Origin of the sequence: Pseudomonas fluorescens, from assembly GCF_000967965.1 — a bacterium.
Classification (GTDB): domain Bacteria; phylum Pseudomonadota; class Gammaproteobacteria; order Pseudomonadales; family Pseudomonadaceae; genus Aquipseudomonas; species Aquipseudomonas grandcourensis.
The window spans coordinates 40,383-56,083 of record NZ_LACC01000040.1; the positions used below are offsets into that span (position 1 = coordinate 40,383).

At 60.6% G+C, this 15,701-nt stretch carries 18 protein-coding genes; 11 read left to right on the plus strand and 7 right to left on the minus strand.

What is annotated here, in order from left to right; genetic code table 11:
* Nucleotides 1-258 precede the first annotated feature (258 nt).
* Nucleotides 259-1,632 carry a nucleotide 5'-monophosphate nucleosidase PpnN gene (gene ppnN, locus VC35_RS25985; protein WP_046043478.1) on the minus strand — a complete coding sequence of 458 codons (1,374 nt, stop codon included), beginning with the start codon at nt 1,630-1,632 and terminating at the stop codon, nt 259-261.
* Between the two features lie 226 nt (nt 1,633-1,858).
* Here ppnN and VC35_RS25990 point away from each other — a divergent pair, with 226 nt between their 5' ends.
* Nucleotides 1,859-2,386 (plus strand): DUF3087 domain-containing protein, encoded by a 528-nt coding sequence (locus VC35_RS25990; RefSeq protein WP_046043479.1) that lies wholly within the window; start codon nt 1,859-1,861, stop codon nt 2,384-2,386.
* An 83-nt stretch (nt 2,387-2,469) separates the two neighbouring features.
* Nucleotides 2,470-4,014 carry a sensor domain-containing diguanylate cyclase gene (locus VC35_RS25995; protein WP_046043481.1) on the plus strand — a complete coding sequence of 515 codons (1,545 nt, stop codon included), beginning with the start codon at nt 2,470-2,472 and terminating at the stop codon, nt 4,012-4,014.
* A gap of 10 nt (nt 4,015-4,024) precedes the next feature.
* Here the strand turns inward: VC35_RS25995 and VC35_RS26000 are convergent, their stop codons facing one another.
* The 4 genes from VC35_RS26000 to VC35_RS26015 all read right to left on the minus strand — a co-directional run bounded on the left by VC35_RS26000 (nt 4,025) and on the right by VC35_RS26015 (nt 7,492).
* Nucleotides 4,025-4,942, minus strand: coding sequence for a LysR family transcriptional regulator (locus tag VC35_RS26000; protein WP_046043483.1), 918 nt, complete (start codon nt 4,940-4,942; stop codon nt 4,025-4,027).
* A gap of 30 nt (nt 4,943-4,972) precedes the next feature.
* Entirely contained in the window at nt 4,973-5,335 is a 363-nt protein-coding gene (locus VC35_RS26005; protein WP_046043484.1) for a DUF2784 domain-containing protein, read from the minus strand.
* A 60-nt stretch (nt 5,336-5,395) separates the two neighbouring features.
* Nucleotides 5,396-6,271: a 4-hydroxy-tetrahydrodipicolinate synthase gene (gene dapA / locus VC35_RS26010; protein WP_046043486.1), complete on the minus strand. Its 876-nt coding sequence runs from the start codon at nt 6,269-6,271 to the stop codon at nt 5,396-5,398.
* A gap of 285 nt (nt 6,272-6,556) precedes the next feature.
* A complete protein-coding gene (locus VC35_RS26015; RefSeq protein WP_046043487.1) occupies nt 6,557-7,492 on the minus strand; it encodes a sensor domain-containing diguanylate cyclase in 936 nt (311 codons plus the stop codon).
* Nucleotides 7,493-7,659: 167 nt separating this feature from the next.
* On the opposite strand from VC35_RS26015, the gene VC35_RS26020 reads away from it, so the two are divergent.
* The 3 genes from VC35_RS26020 to VC35_RS29685 all read left to right on the plus strand — a co-directional run bounded on the left by VC35_RS26020 (nt 7,660) and on the right by VC35_RS29685 (nt 8,880).
* Nucleotides 7,660-8,358 (plus strand): AzlC family ABC transporter permease, encoded by a 699-nt coding sequence (locus VC35_RS26020; protein WP_007978998.1) that lies wholly within the window; start codon nt 7,660-7,662, stop codon nt 8,356-8,358.
* The gene (locus VC35_RS26025; protein WP_185754861.1) at nt 8,358-8,669 is read left to right on the plus strand and encodes an AzlD domain-containing protein; all 312 of its coding nucleotides are present in this window, start codon (nt 8,358-8,360) and stop codon (nt 8,667-8,669) included. Before VC35_RS26020 ends, VC35_RS26025 begins: the two co-directional genes overlap by 1 nt.
* Nucleotides 8,670-8,733: 64 nt before the next feature.
* Nucleotides 8,734-8,880 (plus strand): hypothetical protein, encoded by a 147-nt coding sequence (locus VC35_RS29685; RefSeq protein WP_185754858.1) that lies wholly within the window; start codon nt 8,734-8,736, stop codon nt 8,878-8,880.
* Between the two features lie 60 nt (nt 8,881-8,940).
* On the opposite strand, the gene VC35_RS26030 is transcribed toward VC35_RS29685, so the two are convergent.
* Nucleotides 8,941-9,621, minus strand: coding sequence for an SOS response-associated peptidase family protein (locus VC35_RS26030; protein ID WP_046043489.1), 681 nt, complete (start codon nt 9,619-9,621; stop codon nt 8,941-8,943).
* Between the two features lie 207 nt (nt 9,622-9,828).
* Between VC35_RS26030 and VC35_RS26035 the strand changes: the two genes are divergently transcribed.
* Both VC35_RS26035 and VC35_RS26040 read left to right on the plus strand, forming a co-directional pair.
* Nucleotides 9,829-10,728: a polysaccharide deacetylase family protein gene (locus tag VC35_RS26035; protein ID WP_046043490.1), complete on the plus strand. Its 900-nt coding sequence runs from the start codon at nt 9,829-9,831 to the stop codon at nt 10,726-10,728.
* Nucleotides 10,729-10,847: 119 nt separating this feature from the next.
* Nucleotides 10,848-11,087, plus strand: a complete 240-nt coding sequence (locus VC35_RS26040; RefSeq protein WP_046043491.1) for a DUF1652 domain-containing protein — start codon at nt 10,848-10,850, stop codon at nt 11,085-11,087.
* 6 nt (nt 11,088-11,093) lie between these two features.
* Here the strand turns inward: VC35_RS26040 and VC35_RS26045 are convergent, their stop codons facing one another.
* Nucleotides 11,094-11,978, minus strand: coding sequence for a LysR family transcriptional regulator (locus VC35_RS26045; protein ID WP_046043493.1), 885 nt, complete (start codon nt 11,976-11,978; stop codon nt 11,094-11,096).
* Nucleotides 11,979-12,105: 127 nt separating this feature from the next.
* Between VC35_RS26045 and VC35_RS26050 the strand changes: the two genes are divergently transcribed.
* From VC35_RS26050 to VC35_RS26065, 4 genes are all read left to right on the plus strand, one after another.
* Nucleotides 12,106-13,254 (plus strand): muconate cycloisomerase family protein, encoded by a 1,149-nt coding sequence (locus VC35_RS26050; protein ID WP_185754859.1) that lies wholly within the window; start codon nt 12,106-12,108, stop codon nt 13,252-13,254.
* A gap of 10 nt (nt 13,255-13,264) precedes the next feature.
* Nucleotides 13,265-13,555, plus strand: a complete 291-nt coding sequence (catC, locus tag VC35_RS26055; protein WP_008053771.1) for a muconolactone Delta-isomerase — start codon at nt 13,265-13,267, stop codon at nt 13,553-13,555.
* 52 nt (nt 13,556-13,607) lie between these two features.
* The gene (gene catA / locus VC35_RS26060) at nt 13,608-14,537 is read left to right on the plus strand and encodes a catechol 1,2-dioxygenase (RefSeq protein WP_046043494.1); all 930 of its coding nucleotides are present in this window, start codon (nt 13,608-13,610) and stop codon (nt 14,535-14,537) included.
* A gap of 196 nt (nt 14,538-14,733) precedes the next feature.
* The gene (locus VC35_RS26065) at nt 14,734-15,693 is read left to right on the plus strand and encodes an AraC family transcriptional regulator (RefSeq protein ID WP_046043495.1); all 960 of its coding nucleotides are present in this window, start codon (nt 14,734-14,736) and stop codon (nt 15,691-15,693) included.
* Nucleotides 15,694-15,701: the final 8 nt, after the last annotated feature.

A 15,701-nucleotide genomic window follows, 5' to 3' on the forward strand; every position in this document is an offset into this window, starting at 1 on the left:
CCACGGCGAGGCACCGAATGTAAGGGGCAAAGCGCTTTGGTTACTTTCGCGCTCTTCGAAAGTGACCCGCCGTAAGGGCGGAACCTATAGCCGCCGTTACCGCAGCAACGGATATGTACACCCGCAAAACAATCATCGCCTGACACAAAGCCATCGCGAGCAAGCTCGCTCCCACAGGGATCTTCAGTGGCCACAAGTCCCGCGTAAAACCGGGAACCCAATGTGTGGGCGCTTGCTCGCGATAGCCATGGCTCAGTCTTACGCCACCACCCGATAACACGGCACATACGCCGCGCCGCCCGGCAGTTTCATGCGGTGCTGGGCGACGAAGGCTTTGAGCAGCAGGTCCAGCGGTTGCATGATCGCCGCGTCGCCACGGATCTGGTACGGCCCGTGTTCTTCGATCAGGCGGATGCCCTTGTCCTTGACGTTGCCGGCGACGATGCCGGAGAACGCGCGGCGCAGGTTGGCCGCCAGTTCGTGGGACGGCAGGTCGAGGCTCAGTTTCAGGTTGGCCATGTTTTCGTGGGTCGGGTCGAACGGGCGCTGGAAGCCTTCGTCGATTTTCAGCAGCCAGTTGAAGTGGAACGCATCGTTGCGCTCGCGACGGAACTGCTTGACCGCTTTGAGGCCCTGGGTCATTTGCCGTGCCACTTCGGCCGGGTCATCGATGATGATCTGGTAGTGCTGCTTGGCGGCGTCGCCCAGGGTTGCACCGACGAACGCGTCCAGTTGTTCCAGGTACGGCGCGGCGTGTTTCGGCCCGGTGAGGATGACCGGAAAGGGCAGGCCTTCATTGCCCGGGTGCATCAGGATGCCCAGCAGGTACAGGAACTCTTCGGCCGTACCGGCGCCGCCCGGGAATATGATGATGCCGTGGCCGACGCGGACGAAGGCTTCCAGGCGTTTTTCGATGTCCGGCAGGATCACCAGTTCGTTGACGATCGGGTTCGGCGCTTCGGCGGCGATGATCCCGGGTTCGGTCAGGCCCAGGTAGCGGCCGCCGTGGATGCGTTGCTTGGCGTGGGCGATGGTCGCGCCTTTCATCGGGCCTTTCATCACGCCGGGGCCGCAACCGGTGCAGATGTCCAGGCTGCGCAGGCCCAATTCGTGGCCGACTTTCTTGGTGTATTTGTATTCTTCGGTGTTGATCGAGTGCCCGCCCCAGCACACCACGATCTTCGGCTCGACCCCGGGGCGCAGGGTGCGGGCGTTGCGCAGCAGGTGGAAAACGTAGTCGCTGATGCCCTGGGAGGTGCTCAGGTCGATGCGTTGGCTGTCGAGTTCGTTTTCGGTGTAGACGATGTCACGCAGGGCGCTGAACAGCATTTCCCGGGTGCTGGCGATCATTTCGCCGTCGACGAAGGCGTCGGCTGGGGCGTTCAGCAGTTCCAGGCGCACGCCCCGGTCCTGCTGGTGAATGCGTATTTCAAAATCTTTATAGGCTTCAAGGATGGTCTTGGCGTTGTCGACATGGGCGCCGGTGTTGAGGATGGCCAGGGCGCACTGGCGGAAGAGGGTGTAGGTGCTGCCGGAACCGGCTTCGCTCAATTGCTGGACTTCCCGTTGCGAGAGCGTTTCCAGGCTGCCTTTGGGACTGACGGAGGCGTTGATAACTTGGCGTTGGGTCATTCAATGATCCTTAAAACGATGTCATTCACACAGCAACTACGAATGGCATCCGAATAATGTGTATTCATGAAAGAAGATGGCACGAACTGCGCGGTCTTGCCATGTCCCCGGCTTGACGATGAAAAGATGAAAAGGAGCCCCAGCATAGCTAAATCCCGCGCAGAGGCGATAATGGCCCGCTGTCTTTTTGCCTCAGACCCCTTTCAAACTCAGGAAACCCGACGCAATGTTCGAAATCCAGCCGATGAACGCCCAGACCTACCGGCAACAGACGCGGCGCAGCACGGTCATCATTGCCCTGATCTTTCTGGCGCTGGCGATGGTGCTGTCCACGGCGGCAGTGGCTCTGTTCGGCACGCCGGGGGGCGACAATCTGCGCTTCAACGTCGGTGGCGTATTTGTTGCGGTGCTGGCGATGGCGGCGCTGATGCGCCAGGTGTTCTGGCGCCAGGAATGGATGGCGCCAGCGGTCTACAGTTGGCGACTCAAGCGCAGCCTGATGAGCGTTACCAATGTCATGCATCATGTAACGGCAGCCGTGGAAGAGGGCGATCCGGTTGCGATGAAGCTGTTGCGTTTCTACCATTTGGGGTTGAACCAGATGCATCAGCTCGACGGCAACTCCAGCGATCACGGCCAGTTGCTCCGCGAAATGGATCAGCACAAGGAACGAATGCAAGCGCTGGGCATCGATATCGAACAGACGCGGCTGGATCCGGCATGGCTGGAAGCGGTAAAACAAGCCAGGGGCTAACATCTTTGCGAGCCTGGATCAGGCATAGTGAGTAAAAGCGGCGATCAGGAAGGCTCGCCCGTCATAGACCCTCAGGGAGCATCATGGGACAACCGTCGATCCACGATCATATTGAAATGCTCCGGCCAGCCGTGCCCCGGCTCAAGGTCCGCTCGGCGGTGATCCTGCTGGTGGCGGTGTGCCTGTCGATGGTGGTTATCGTGATCTGGGAAGCCTGGAGCTCACGCCAGTACCACCTGCATGACAAGGAAGTGGCGATGTCCAACCTTGCGCAGACCCTGGCATCGCAAGCGCAGGCCACGATCAAGCAGGCCGACACGCTGCTGGTCACCCTGGTCGATCGTCTGGAACACGACGGCGTGGATCAATCCCGGCTGCCGCTCTTGCTCAACGCCCAGCGCAGTGAGTTGAGCCAGCTCCATGGTGTATTTGTTTTCGACGAAAAAGGGCAGTGGGTTGCCAATTCAAATGGCGCCGGCCAGACCGGCGTCAACAATTCCGACCGCGAATACTTCATCTTCCATCGCGATAACCCCAGCCGTGGGCCGCACATCGGGCCGTCGATCAAGAGCCGTTCGAGCGGTGAATGGGTCATGACGGTTTCGCGCCGGGTCAATCATCCCGACGGCAGCTTTGCCGGGGTGGCACTGGCGTCGATCTACCTCAGTCATTTCCTGCAGCTCTACGACAGCATCGACATGGGCAGTAACGGCGTGATCAACCTGATCGCCGACAATGCCAGCATTGTCATTCGCAGACCCTTCAAGGAGGCGGACATCGGCACCAGCCTCGCCAAGAGCCCGTTGTTCACCCAGTTGTTGCCCAAGGGCGACGCGGGTACGGCCACGATCAGGTCGATCATCGACGGTGTCGAGCGGGTGATAGGGTATCGCCGGGTCGAGGGTTATCCGCTGATCGTTTTTACCGCGTTGAACAAGGATGAAGTGCTCGGTAGCTGGCGCAAGGAGACGCTGCTCAGCGCCGGCATCGTCACGCTGTTGCTGAGTTTTCTCGGGGTACTGGGGGTTCGGCTTATCAAGCTGATGAAGCAGCAGAACCTGGTGCAGGTCGAGTTGCTGGACACCCAGGACAAGCTCCTGGAGGTCAATCGCAACCTCGAAGGCCTGGCCCTCAAGGACGCGCTGACGGGGCTGGCCAACCGGCGTCAGCTCGACGCTTTCATCGATGCCGAAATGGGTCGTGCCCGACGCAGCCAGTCCGAGCTGGCGTTGCTGATGATTGATGTCGACCATTTCAAACCGTTCAACGACCGCTACGGCCACCTGGCCGGTGATGAGTGTTTGCGCAAGGTCAGTTCGATCATCACGGACAACATCAAGCGCCCCGGTGACTTGGCCGCCCGCTATGGTGGCGAAGAGTTCGCCGTGGTGCTGCCCGGCACCGACTACGTGGGGGCATTTCTGGTGGCGGAGAAAATCCGCCGCGCGGTACTGCAGGCCGACATTGCCCACAGTGACAGCCCGGAGGCTACCGTGACCGTCAGCGTCGGTGTGTGTGCCAGCAATGCCGCGTCCCATGTCCGCCCCGACGACCTGATTGGCGCGGCAGACAAGGCGCTGTACGTGGCCAAGGCCAGTGGGCGCAACATGAGCGTGATTGCCAACTGAGGCTCAGGTGTCAGTCAAACCGGTCCGTGCCCTGGACCAGTCGGGTGGCCAGGTACGATTTCTTCAGCTGCTCCAGCCACCAGCCCAGGGCGCGACCGTCATGGTCGCCACGCCAGCCGGCGTACAGGATGTTCGGCTCGCGCGGGTCGGCCATCGGCTTTTCAACCAGCGTGCCGCTCTTCAGCAGTGAGCCAACCCGGTTCCGCGGCAACCAACCCACCCCCAGCGCATTGCACTGGGCGAGGATTTTTGCTCGCATGGTCGGCACGGCCAGCACCGGTTGCCCCCCGGTGACGCCGTAGGTGCTGCCCTCGGTGACTCGGGACGAATCGGCCACCACAATCGCCCGGTGCTGCGCGACCATGGCTCGGGTAATCGGGCCTTTGGCCTTGGCCAACGGGTGCTTGGGCGACACCGCAAACACCCATTCCATTTCCCCCAGTTGCATCCAGCGCAGGTTGGCAATGGCTGGCGGTTCATTGGTGGCGCCGATGACCAGGTCCGCGCGGCCTTCGCGCAGGGCTTCCCAGACGCCTTTGAGCACTTCCTGGGTGATGCGCAGCGGTACGCCGGATTGCAGCGCATCGAATTCGTGGATCACCGGGATCAGGGTTTCGAACTCCAGCAGTTCGTCGGTCACGATCCACAGGCGGCTCTCCCAACCGTTGGCGACTTGCTGGACCCGTTGGGTCAGGCGCGAGACGTCCTGCATCAGCCGCGCCGCTTCGTTGACCAGCAAATCACCCGCCGGGGTCAGTTGCAAACGGTAGCGGCGGCGGTCGAACAGCAACGCATCGAAGCGCTCCTCCAGTTGCCGCGCCGCATAGGACACGGTCGACGGCGCCTTGCCCAGGTGTGCCGCCGCCCGCGACAGACTGCCGGTTTCGCGGATCGCTTCGAGCAGCGCCAGGTCTTCTGTCGACAACATGTGTTCAGTCCTTAACGGGTGATTGACGGTTCAGGCGGCCCATCGCTTGATCAATCGAAGATAGACCAGCAGGTTGATTACCAGCACTACGCAGCCCAATCCCAGTTGAATGGTTGGCGTCAGGCCCGCCGGGTAAATCACCGGCCAAATGTAATGCTCGATGAATCCACCGCCATAGCCGGTTTGCCCGGCTTCATGGCGCATGTGGTTTTCCCATTCGGTCAGCGGGCAGGACAGGTGGAAGAATTCCACCGCCATACCCCACAACGCAGCTGGCGGATGCCACCAGATCAGGTGACGCCATTTGAGCACCAGCAACCCGCCGAACAACACGAACACAATGAACAGCAAGTGAAACAGCATCAGCCCATCGGCGGCGATTCGGTACAGCATGTCGGTGCCCCTGAAGGCTGAACGAATCGCTCCATGGTACTCGGGCCGCAGGCCGGCGCTCTATCGATTGTCGCGATCCAATGCCCTGAGTACGCCCTTCAAATGCTCGGTCATCGATTCACTGCTGCGTTGCATGGGCGCGCGCAGTTCGTCACCGATCAAGCCTTCCAGGGCCAGCGCGGTTTTCACCGGGGCCGGGTTGGGCTCCAGGAACAGGCTGTTGATCAGCGCCAGCAAACGGAAAAACGTGGCGCGGCCTTCAGCCAATTGGTTGTCGCGGATCTGCCGGTGCAACTGCACGAACAGTTCGGGATGGACGTGCGCCGACGCGGCAATCGCGCCTTTGGCACCCAGGCACAGGGCATTGAAGATCTGGTTGTCTTCGCCGCACAGCACGTCGACATGGCCGCTATCGAGCAAGGCGAGGGTGTTCGAAAAATTGCCGCCGCAATCCTTGATGGCGACGATCCGCTCGTGGGCGACGATGTTGAGCAGGGTCGCCTGTTCGAAGGCCACGCCGGTACGGTAAGGGATGTCGTAGAGAATCAGCGGAACGCTGGAGGCATCGGCGACCGTGCGGAAAAACGCTTCGAGGCCGGCCTGGGAAGGGCGGATATAGTACGGCGCCGGCACCAGCAGGCCAGCCACCGGGCGCTTGAGGATCTCGCTCTGAAACTGCAACAACTCGCTCAGGTTGTTACCGGCCAGGCCCATGACCACCCGTTGCGCCGGCACCAACTCCAGCACGGCATCCAGCACCGCCAATTGCTCATGCTTACCCATCGCCGCCGGTTCGCCGGTGGTGCCGCAAACGATAAGGCCGTCGACACCTTTTTCCAGCAGATGGCTGACCAGCCGGCGCAAGCCGACGAAATCGATGGCGCCGTTGTGGAAGGGTGTGACGAGTGGAACCCAGATACCTTGAAACGCTGACATGCACTTTCTCCTGATGGTTGACCGATTTCGTCACCGTCAGGGGCATGGAAGGAGAGTAAGCATGGGGAGGGTGGTCCGTCGCGCTCAATGTCCTGTCAGCTCATCTGACGGGACAGCGCGCCCCGGTCACATGAGCGACTGTTTCTTCGATTTGAGGGCGTGCGCAACGCAACCTTGCGCCTTGGCAATCAAGCCAATGACGGAAGAGTCGAGATTGAAGGTTGCGGACATACTTGCTTACACCCTGAGTGAGGCGCCCAGTTTTAAAAGCCGGAGCGCCATTTGTCAATCACGAAAATCAGCGTACTCGGCGCGCATCCGGCCATTGTGCTTGGCCTTGTAGAGCAGATGATCGACCTGTTCGACGAATTCCAGGGCCGTCGCATGCATCGACGCCAGGGTGGTGCCGACGCCGAGGCTGATACTCAGCAGCTTCGACACGTTCGAGAATTCATGGGGGATCTGCTGCAGGCGAATCAGGTGCAGGCACTTGTGCGCCACCAGCCGCGAAGACTCGGCATCGGTCTCCGGCAGCAGCCAGACAAACTCTTCACCGCCGATCCGCGCAATGAAATCCCGTGGCCGGTTCGCCGCCAGGGACAAGGTTTGTGCGACGCGGCGCAGGCATTCGTCGCCCTTGATGTGGCCGTAATGGTCGTTGTACTGCTTGAAATAGTCGATATCCAGCACGATTACCGACAACGGCAAGCCGGTGCGCTGGGCCGTGTTCCACTCGCGCTCCAGCACGGTGTCGAACATGCGCCGGTTGGCGATGCCGGTCAGGCCGTCCTGGAAGGAATACTCTTCAAGCTGTTTTTGCAGGCGGATCAGGTGCTCTTCGGTTTTCTTGCGCTCGCTGATATCGAACATGAAACCCACCAGCGCCTCGACTTCGCCGTCCTTGCGCACCACATGCACCACATCGCGGATCCAGACGTACTCGCCGCTTTCGGTGAGTGCGCGATAGTCGGCCTCGTGATCGATGCCGGCGCGCGATTGCGAGACGCAGAAGTCCATCACGTAGTCGCGGTCATCCGGGTGCATGCGCTCGACCCAGTCGTTGACCGACGCCCAACTGTTCTGCTTCCAGCCCAGCAGTTCTTCGATCTGTGGCCCGATGTAGCTGAACGTCATGGTTTTCCAGTCGATGCGCCAGGGAATCGCCCGGGTCGACTCAAGCAGGGTTTTATAAACGTCGCTGTCGGTTTCCACTGAACTCATGAAGGGCCTGCCTCGATGAAAATGCAGCGCCATCATGTTGCTAGCACTTTGGCGAATCAAGCGGGCAGCCGATGAATGGTACGCCGCGTATCAGTGAGCAAGATTGTTCAAGCCTTCGGCCGCGACTGCTGGCACAGTCTGGGGTCTTTCCCTGTCTGTAGAACGTTATGTCCAACTCAATCATGCCGCGCAGTGCCTTTTTGCGCGGTGCAGCGGCGATCATGCCGTTGTCCCTGGCCACCGCGCCCTGGGGCTTGCTGGCCGGTTCCATGGCCATCGAAGCCAACCTCACGCCCCTGCAAGGCCAGGGCCTGTCGAGCATTGTGTTTGCCGGTGCCGCGCAACTGGTGGCCATCGGCATGCTCAAGGGCGGTGCCGGGATTTTTTCGATCTTGCTGACCACGTTGCTGCTGACTTCCCAGCATTTGCTCTACGGGATGAGCATGCGCTCGGTGATTTCGCCCTTGCCGGGGCGTTGGCGCGCGGGCCTGGGGTTTTTGCTCACCGATGAGTTGTTCGCCCTGACCAGCCAGCACGACAAACAGCAGTTCAACCGCTGGTACGCCCTGGGCGTGGGCCTGACGTTCTACATCGCCTGGAACCTGTTCACCCTGGCGGGCATTGTGCTTGGCAGCAGTATTCCCGGACTTGAACACCTGGGCCTGGATTTCTCCATCGCGGCGACCTTCATCGCCCTGATCACCCCGGTGGTGCGCAACGTGCCGACCGTGGTGTGCGTGGCGGTGTCGCTGTTCTGCTCGGTGCTGTTCAGCTACTGGCAATGGGGCTCGGCGCTGGTGCTGTCGGGGCTGGCGGGCATGACCGCCGGGTTTGTCTGCAATAAATTCTACGGTGGCCGCACATGATGGTCTGGGCAGTGATTATCGGAATGGGCGTGTTGGTGTTCCTCAACCGCTATGTTTTTCTGGAACCGCGACTGCCGCTACGCTTGAGCAGCAATGCCCGGCAGTTCCTGGGGTTTGCCGTACCGGGCATGTTGACCGCCATCTGCGGGCCGATTGTGTTCATGCCGGATAAACAGCTGAATCTGCACTGGGACAATCCCTACCTGATCAGCTCGCTGGTGGCGGTCGCTCTGGTGCTTTACACGCGCAATACGTTGCTCAGCATGCTGTTGAGCATGGGCTTCTTCTTTTTGCTGCGCTGGTGGCTCTGAGCGGGGCAAGGGAACTGATCTAAGCTTAAATTGATGACCGATCCCTTCAGGAAGAGAGGTGAACATGGCCAATGAACCCAAGCAACCGGACCCGGAAGAAGACGAGGACGAACCCACGGAAGAAGAGATTGAGCAGCAGAAGCGTTCGATACCGGACTGGAAGCATCCTGACGACGGTAAGGAACTGTCAGAGCCTGACCGCAAGTTCTGACCGGCACGCGAATACAACAAAGCCCCGCCATTAAGCGAGGCTTTGTCGTGATTGATAAGTTCATGGAACCTTATTGATGAGCGCGGCGCCCTGGTTCCTGACATTGCCAACGGCCCTGTCGACCTTGTACCACTCAAATACCTCACTGACCTCGCCCTGGGATAACGCCATTTCCTCGGCCCGCTCCTTGGGCGTGGCCGGGTCCAGCCATTCCCGCGCCAGTTCGGGCGAGAACACCACCGGTCGCCGGTCATGCACGTCAAGCAGGCCGCCTGCGCTGTCGGCCGTCAGGATGACGAAACCATCGTGCTCCCTGTGAGGGGCTCCGCCGATGGGGTACTGGCCGATGGCCGCGCAGAAAACCGGTGCCCGATTCCGTCGCCGGATCAACCACGGTTGTTTGTTGCCGTCACCGGCGTCGACCCATTCGAACCAGTTATCAATCGGGCAGATCGCACGATGGGGCCAGATCGCCCGGAAGTAGGGGCCGTGGGCGACTTTCTCGACCCGGGCATTGACCGGCTCCGTGCGATCCGTCGACCAGTGCGGTCGCCAACCCCAGCGCACGGCGTCGGCGTGCAGTCGCTCATTCTCCAGGTGCAACAGGGCGAGTTGCGTGGTGGGGGCGGCGTTGTAGTGCCCCAGGGGTTCGTTGCCGACGTGATTGATCAGCGCGTCGGGGATGCTCAGCACCGCTACGAAGTCGTGGATTCCACGGTATTGCGACAGTCGTCCGCACATGGCCTGACACTCCGGTTAAGACGCTCCGACCGAAGCTTTGAGTCTAGTTGCTTGTGGCGAAACGGGCCTGGCAAGCTCCGGAACCAAACCCGGTGTACCCTATCCAACCTCGGCCCGTCGTCTCGATGCGGGCCGACGACGGATGAGCGGGCGAAGGATCCTTGCCCATTGAAGTATCGACCGTGATGGTCTGGCCCAAGGCAAAAGATGAAACGATTGTTCAAGTGTTTGACAGTGTGCGCCCTGGCAGTGGGTCTGCTGGGTTGTATCGCCGCACCGATCGAAATGACTCCGCGGACCGAGCAGCGTTTGCAGGCGCAGCCCCCCATCCGGTTTCTGCTGACCTTCGATGACGGTCCCAGCGCATCGAGCTGGTGGAATCCGACCGTCACGGTATTGGAGAGCCTGGCGCAAAACCCGCTGCAACCGGACATCAAGGCCGTGTTCTTCGTGCAAACCCGCGCTCCGCGAGCCGGTGGCAGCGAGTTGGGCCGGGACATCATGCGTCGCGAACATGCCGAAGGTCATATCCTGGGCTTTCACACGGCGACACCCTGGCACACCAATCATCGCTCCCTTGACCCGCCAGTGTTGGAGCAGGCCCTCAATGATGGCAGCGCCGACATCGCCGCGATTACCGGCGCCCCGCCAACCCTGTTGCGCCCGCCATTCTGGAACTACGACAAACGCACCTTCGCCGCTTATCAGCAGCATGGCCTGCGCGTGCTGCTCACCGACTTGAGCGCCAATGACGGCAAGATCTGGGGCTTCAACGCCAGCCCCCGGCGCCGGTCGCACATGCTGCGTTCGATGTCCGAAGTTCGCGAACGCATTGCCCGTGGCGAATTGCCGGTGGTCGACGGCGTGATTCCGGTGGTGGTGACCTTCCACGACCTCAACCGCTATACCGCCCGGCATACCCGTGAGTACCTGCAGATTCTGCTCGACAGCGCCCGGGAGACCGGAGTGAAAACCGCCGACAAGCCGTTTTACGACGATCAGGCTGCGCTACAGCGGGCGGCCATGGCGCGAACCGTACGCGACGGTTCGCAGCCAGTCGAGTTGCCGGGGTTCTGGAACTGGATCTGGGGTGGTAATTCCCACTGAGTTGCCGGAAATGCGAGGGGTATAACAAAATTGACGGCAATTTACTGGCGCAAAATCGGCAAAGTGTAACTATGCTGATACGGATCCAATCCAACTGACTATCGCCCGAGGGACCGGCCATGCTTCCGATTTCAGTTCTTTGCAACATCGTAGAGTCCGGTTTTGAGCCGCTGTCGTGCGAGTGCACGGAGAGTCTCGGACTGCTGCGCATCGAAGTCTACGATTCCGTCACCAAGCGAGTGGAGTTGTTGATCAGCGGTGTTTCGACGGCGGAGCTGACCAGCGTACGCGCCATCTCTGATTTTGTCGGCGAGTTGCGTACCGAGATGAGGGCAGGGCGCCGGGCGTTTGCCGGTTGATCGTTGTCAGCCTCGTGGCAACAGCTCATCAATCATCCGCAAACAATGGTTCAACCCCGGCGATACATCGCCCACCCGTCGGCTGAGAATGATCGGCGAGGTGGCGTTGTCTTCCAGTAGCGGGGTGAAGCCGATGTCGTCGCGGTGCAGCAACTGCACCGAGGCCGGCACCAGGGTGATCCCGATTCCTGCCCCCACCAGACCGATCGCCGTTTGCAGTTCGTTGGTCCATTGCGCGACGTGGATGCTCACGCCGTAGGACTCGAACAGGGCAATCACATGGTCGGCGTAACTCGGCCGTGGATTGCCGGGGTACAGCACAAAGGGTTCCTTCGCCAGATCCCGCAGGCTGATGGGACCTGCAAGCAACGGATGGCCGGCGGGCAGGGCGGCAACCAGGCGGTCTTCGGTGAGCACGGTCTGGACGATGGCCGGGTCGTCGATACGGATCCGGCCGAAACCGATGTCGATGCGCCCGGCCTTGAGCGCCTGCACCTGTTGCAGGGTGGTCATCTCCGAAAGCCCCAGCTCCAACTCCAGCGGCTCGCCACTGCGTAACCGCCGGATCAGCTCCGGCAACACGCCATACAGTGTCGACGGCGCAAAACCGATACCCAGCCAGGTCTTTTCTCCCAATCCGATACGCCGGGTGTTGTCGCAGACCTTGTTCAGTTGTTCGAGCAGGGCGGTGGAGTGCTCATGGAAAAACCGCCCGGCGTCGGTCAACTTCAGCGGTCGGCCGCGCTCGAGCAGCATCACCCCCAGTTCGTCCTCCAGTTGCTGGATCTGCCGGCTCAAGGGCGGCTGGGCGATGTGCAGCAACTCGGCCGCACGGGTGAAATTGAGGGTTTGAGCCAATACCTGGAAATAACGCAGGTGACGCAGTTCCATGGAGCCTCCAGACGCGGATCTGTTGCATACCTTTAAGGTATCAAGTCAGACCAATTCTATATTGGCATCGGGAAAAAAGCCGTACGAGAATCGATTCCAGAACTTCAAGAACCTGACGGGTATCGAAATGCTTGCAACAGCCATTGAGTCGATCGAGACGATCATCGTCGATCTGCCGACCATCCGCCCGCACAAGCTGGCGATGCACACCATGCAGAACCAGACCCTGGTGATCATTCGCGTGCGTTGCGCCGACGGCATCGAAGGCATCGGCGAATCCACCACCATCGGTGGCCTGGCCTACGGCAATGAAAGCCCGGACAGCATCAAGACCAACATCGACACGCACTTCGCACCGCTGTTGATCGGCCAGGACAGCAATAACGTCAACGCGGCCATGTTGCGTCTGGAGCGCAGCATTCGCGGCAACACCTTCGCCAAATCCGGTATCGAAACCGCACTGCTCGATGCCCTGGGCAAACGCCTCGGCCTGCCGGTCAGCGAATTGCTTGGTGGCCGTGTTCGCGACGCGCTGCCGGTGGCCTGGACCCTGGCCAGTGGCGACACCGAGAAGGACATCGCCGAGGCGGAAAAAATGCTCGACCTGCGTCGCCACCGCATCTTCAAACTGAAGATCGGTGCCGGTGAGGTCAACCGCGACCTGGCCCATGTGATTGCGATCAAAAAAGCCCTGGGTGACCGCGCCAGCGTACGGGTCGACGTCAATCAGGCCTGGGACGAAGCGGTGGCGATACGGGCCTGCCGGATTCTCGGCACCAATGGTATCGACCTGATCGAACAGCCGATCTCGCGCAACAACCGCGCCGGCATGGCCCGCCTCAACGCCATGAGCCCGGCACCGATCATGGCCGACGAATCCATCGAATGCGTGGAAGATGCGTTCAACCTGGCCCGCGAAGGCGCGGCTTCGGTGTTCGCCCTGAAAATCGCCAAGAACGGTGGCCCACGTGCCGTATTGCGCACCGCCTCCATCGCCGAAGCGGCCGGTATCGCCCTGTACGGCGGCACCATGCTTGAAGGTGGCCTGGGCACCATGGCCTCGGCCCATGCCTTCGTTACCCTGAACAAACTGGCGTGGGACACCGAACTGTTCGGCCCGCTGCTGCTGACTGAAGACATTCTCAGCGAACCGCTGGTGTATCGCGATTTTGAACTGCACGTGCCGAACACCCCGGGTCTGGGCCTGAGCCTGGATGAGGAACGCCTGGCGTTTTTCCGCCGCGACAAGACATCCACTGCCATTCACCAAGCCTGAGGAGAGCATTATGCTGTTCCACGTAAAAATGACCGTGAACCTGCCGGTCGACATGAACCCGGAAGCGGCAGCCAAACTCAAGGCTGACGAAAAAGCCCTGGCCCAGCGTCTGCAAGAGCAGGGCAAGTGGCGCCACCTGTGGCGCATCGCCGGGCACTACGCCAACTACAGCGTGTTCGATGTCGACAGCGTTCAGGAACTGCATGACCTGCTGATGCAATTGCCACTGTTTCCGTACATGGCCATCGAGATCGACGCGATGTGCCGGCATCCTTCTTCCATCCGTGACGATGACCGCTGAGCCCAGCCTGTTCAGCGCGCTACCCTAATAATTACAAGATGAGGAACCCAGAATGAACGTCAAGATTTCCCACACTGCCGAAGTCCAGAAATTTCTCGAAGAGGCCAGCGGCCTGCACAACGACGCCGGCGACCCACGGACCAAGGCATTGGTCTACCGCATCCTGCGTGATTCGGTGAACATCATCGAAGACCTGGCCGTGACCCCGGAAGAGTTCTGGAAAGCGGTCAACTACCTCAACGTGCTGGGCGCTCGCCAGGAAGCCGGGCTGGTGGTGGCCGGTCTCGGTCTGGAGCACTACCTTGACCTGCTGATGGACGCCGAAGACGAGCAGGCCGGCAAGTCCGGCGGCACCCCGCGCACCATCGAAGGTCCACTGTACGTGGCGGGCGCGCCGCTGTCGGAAGGCGAAGCGCGCCTCGACGATGGCATCGATCCGGGTGTGACCCTGTTCATGCAAGGCCGCGTGTTCAACACCGCTGGCGAACCTTTGGCCGGTGCCGTGGTAGACGTCTGGCACGCCAACACTGGCGGTACCTACTCGTACTTCGACACCGCACAGTCGGAATTCAACCTGCGTCGCCGCATCGTTACCGACGCCGAAGGCCGCTACCGTTTCCGCAGCATCGTGCCGTCGGGCTACGGTTGCCCACCGGACGGTCCGACCCAGCAACTGCTCGATCAACTGGGCCGTCATGGCCAGCGTCCGGCGCACGTGCACTTCTTCATTTCCGCGCCGGATCATCGCCACCTGACTACCCAGATCAATCTGGATGGCGAAAAGTACCTGCATGACGATTTCGCCTACGCCACCCGTGACGAGCTGATCGCCAAGATCACCTTCAGCGACGATCAGCAGCGCGCGGCGGCCCATGGTGTGAGCGGTCGCTTTGCCGAAATCGAATTCGATTTCACCTTGCAGTCGTCTGCACAGCCTGAAGAACAGCAGCGCCACGAGCGGGTTCGCGCATTGGAGGACTGATAACACAATCCTGTAGGAGCGAGCCTGCTCGCGATAGCGGTTTAACATTCAACATCTATGTTGTTTGGTACTCCGTCATCGCGAGCAGGCTCGCTACTACAGGGTGTTTGTGCAACTCGCCGGAAATATCTCAAGGGACTGACGCACTGTTCTAGAATGGCCCGACGCAACCTATAACAACAATGAGAGTGACCCGATGATGCAAGCTCAACTGTTGAGTCAGCGCAGCAGAGTGTTCGACCATGCCGACCCTTATGCGGTGTCGGGCTACGTCAATCAGCACGTCGGTAACCACTGCATTGTCATGCCCCGTGCCGGCAGCCCGCTGGCCAGTCTCGACCATCGCAAGTTCGCCAGCCTCGACCTGTGCCGCATCAGCTACGGCGCCAGTGTGCGCGTGACGTCCGGTGCGCTGGACAGCATCTATCACCTGCAAGTGCTGCTGCGCGGCAATTGCCTGTGGCGCGGCCACGGTCAGGAGCATTACTTCGCCCCCGGCGAACTGCTGTTGATCAATCCCGACGATCCGGTGGACCTGACGTACTCCGACGATTGCGAAAAATTCATCCTCAAAGTCCCGACCCGCTTGTTTGAATCGGTCTGCGATGAGCAGCGCTGGCGCTATCCGGCGCAGGGCGTGCGTTTTCTGGAAAACCGTTATCAGCTCAATGAACTGGAAGGTTTCGTCAACTTGTTGGGGATGATCTGCCAGGAGGCTGAATCCACCGAGCAGATCCCCAGGGTGCAGGAGCATTACACGCAGATCATCGTCAGCAAGATGCTCAGCCTGATGAAAACCAATGTCTGCCGCCTCGATCTGGGCTCGCAGACGGCCACGTTCGAGGCGATTGCCGATTACATCGCCAGTAACCTCAAGCAGGACATCGACAGCGAAGCACTGGCGCGCCAGGCGCACATGAGCCTGCGCTCGTTGTATGGACTGTTCGAGCGCAATGCCGGCGTTACGCCGAAAAACTACCTGCGCCAGAAACGCCTGGAACGCATCAATGCCTGCCTGAGCGACCCGACCTGCAACGTGCGCAACGTCACCGAAGTGGCGATGGATTACGGCTTCCTGCACCTGGGACGGTTCTCCGACAGCTACCGCAAGCAGTTCGGCGAATTGCCGTCCGATACCCTCAAACGTCGGCATTGAGACCTTCA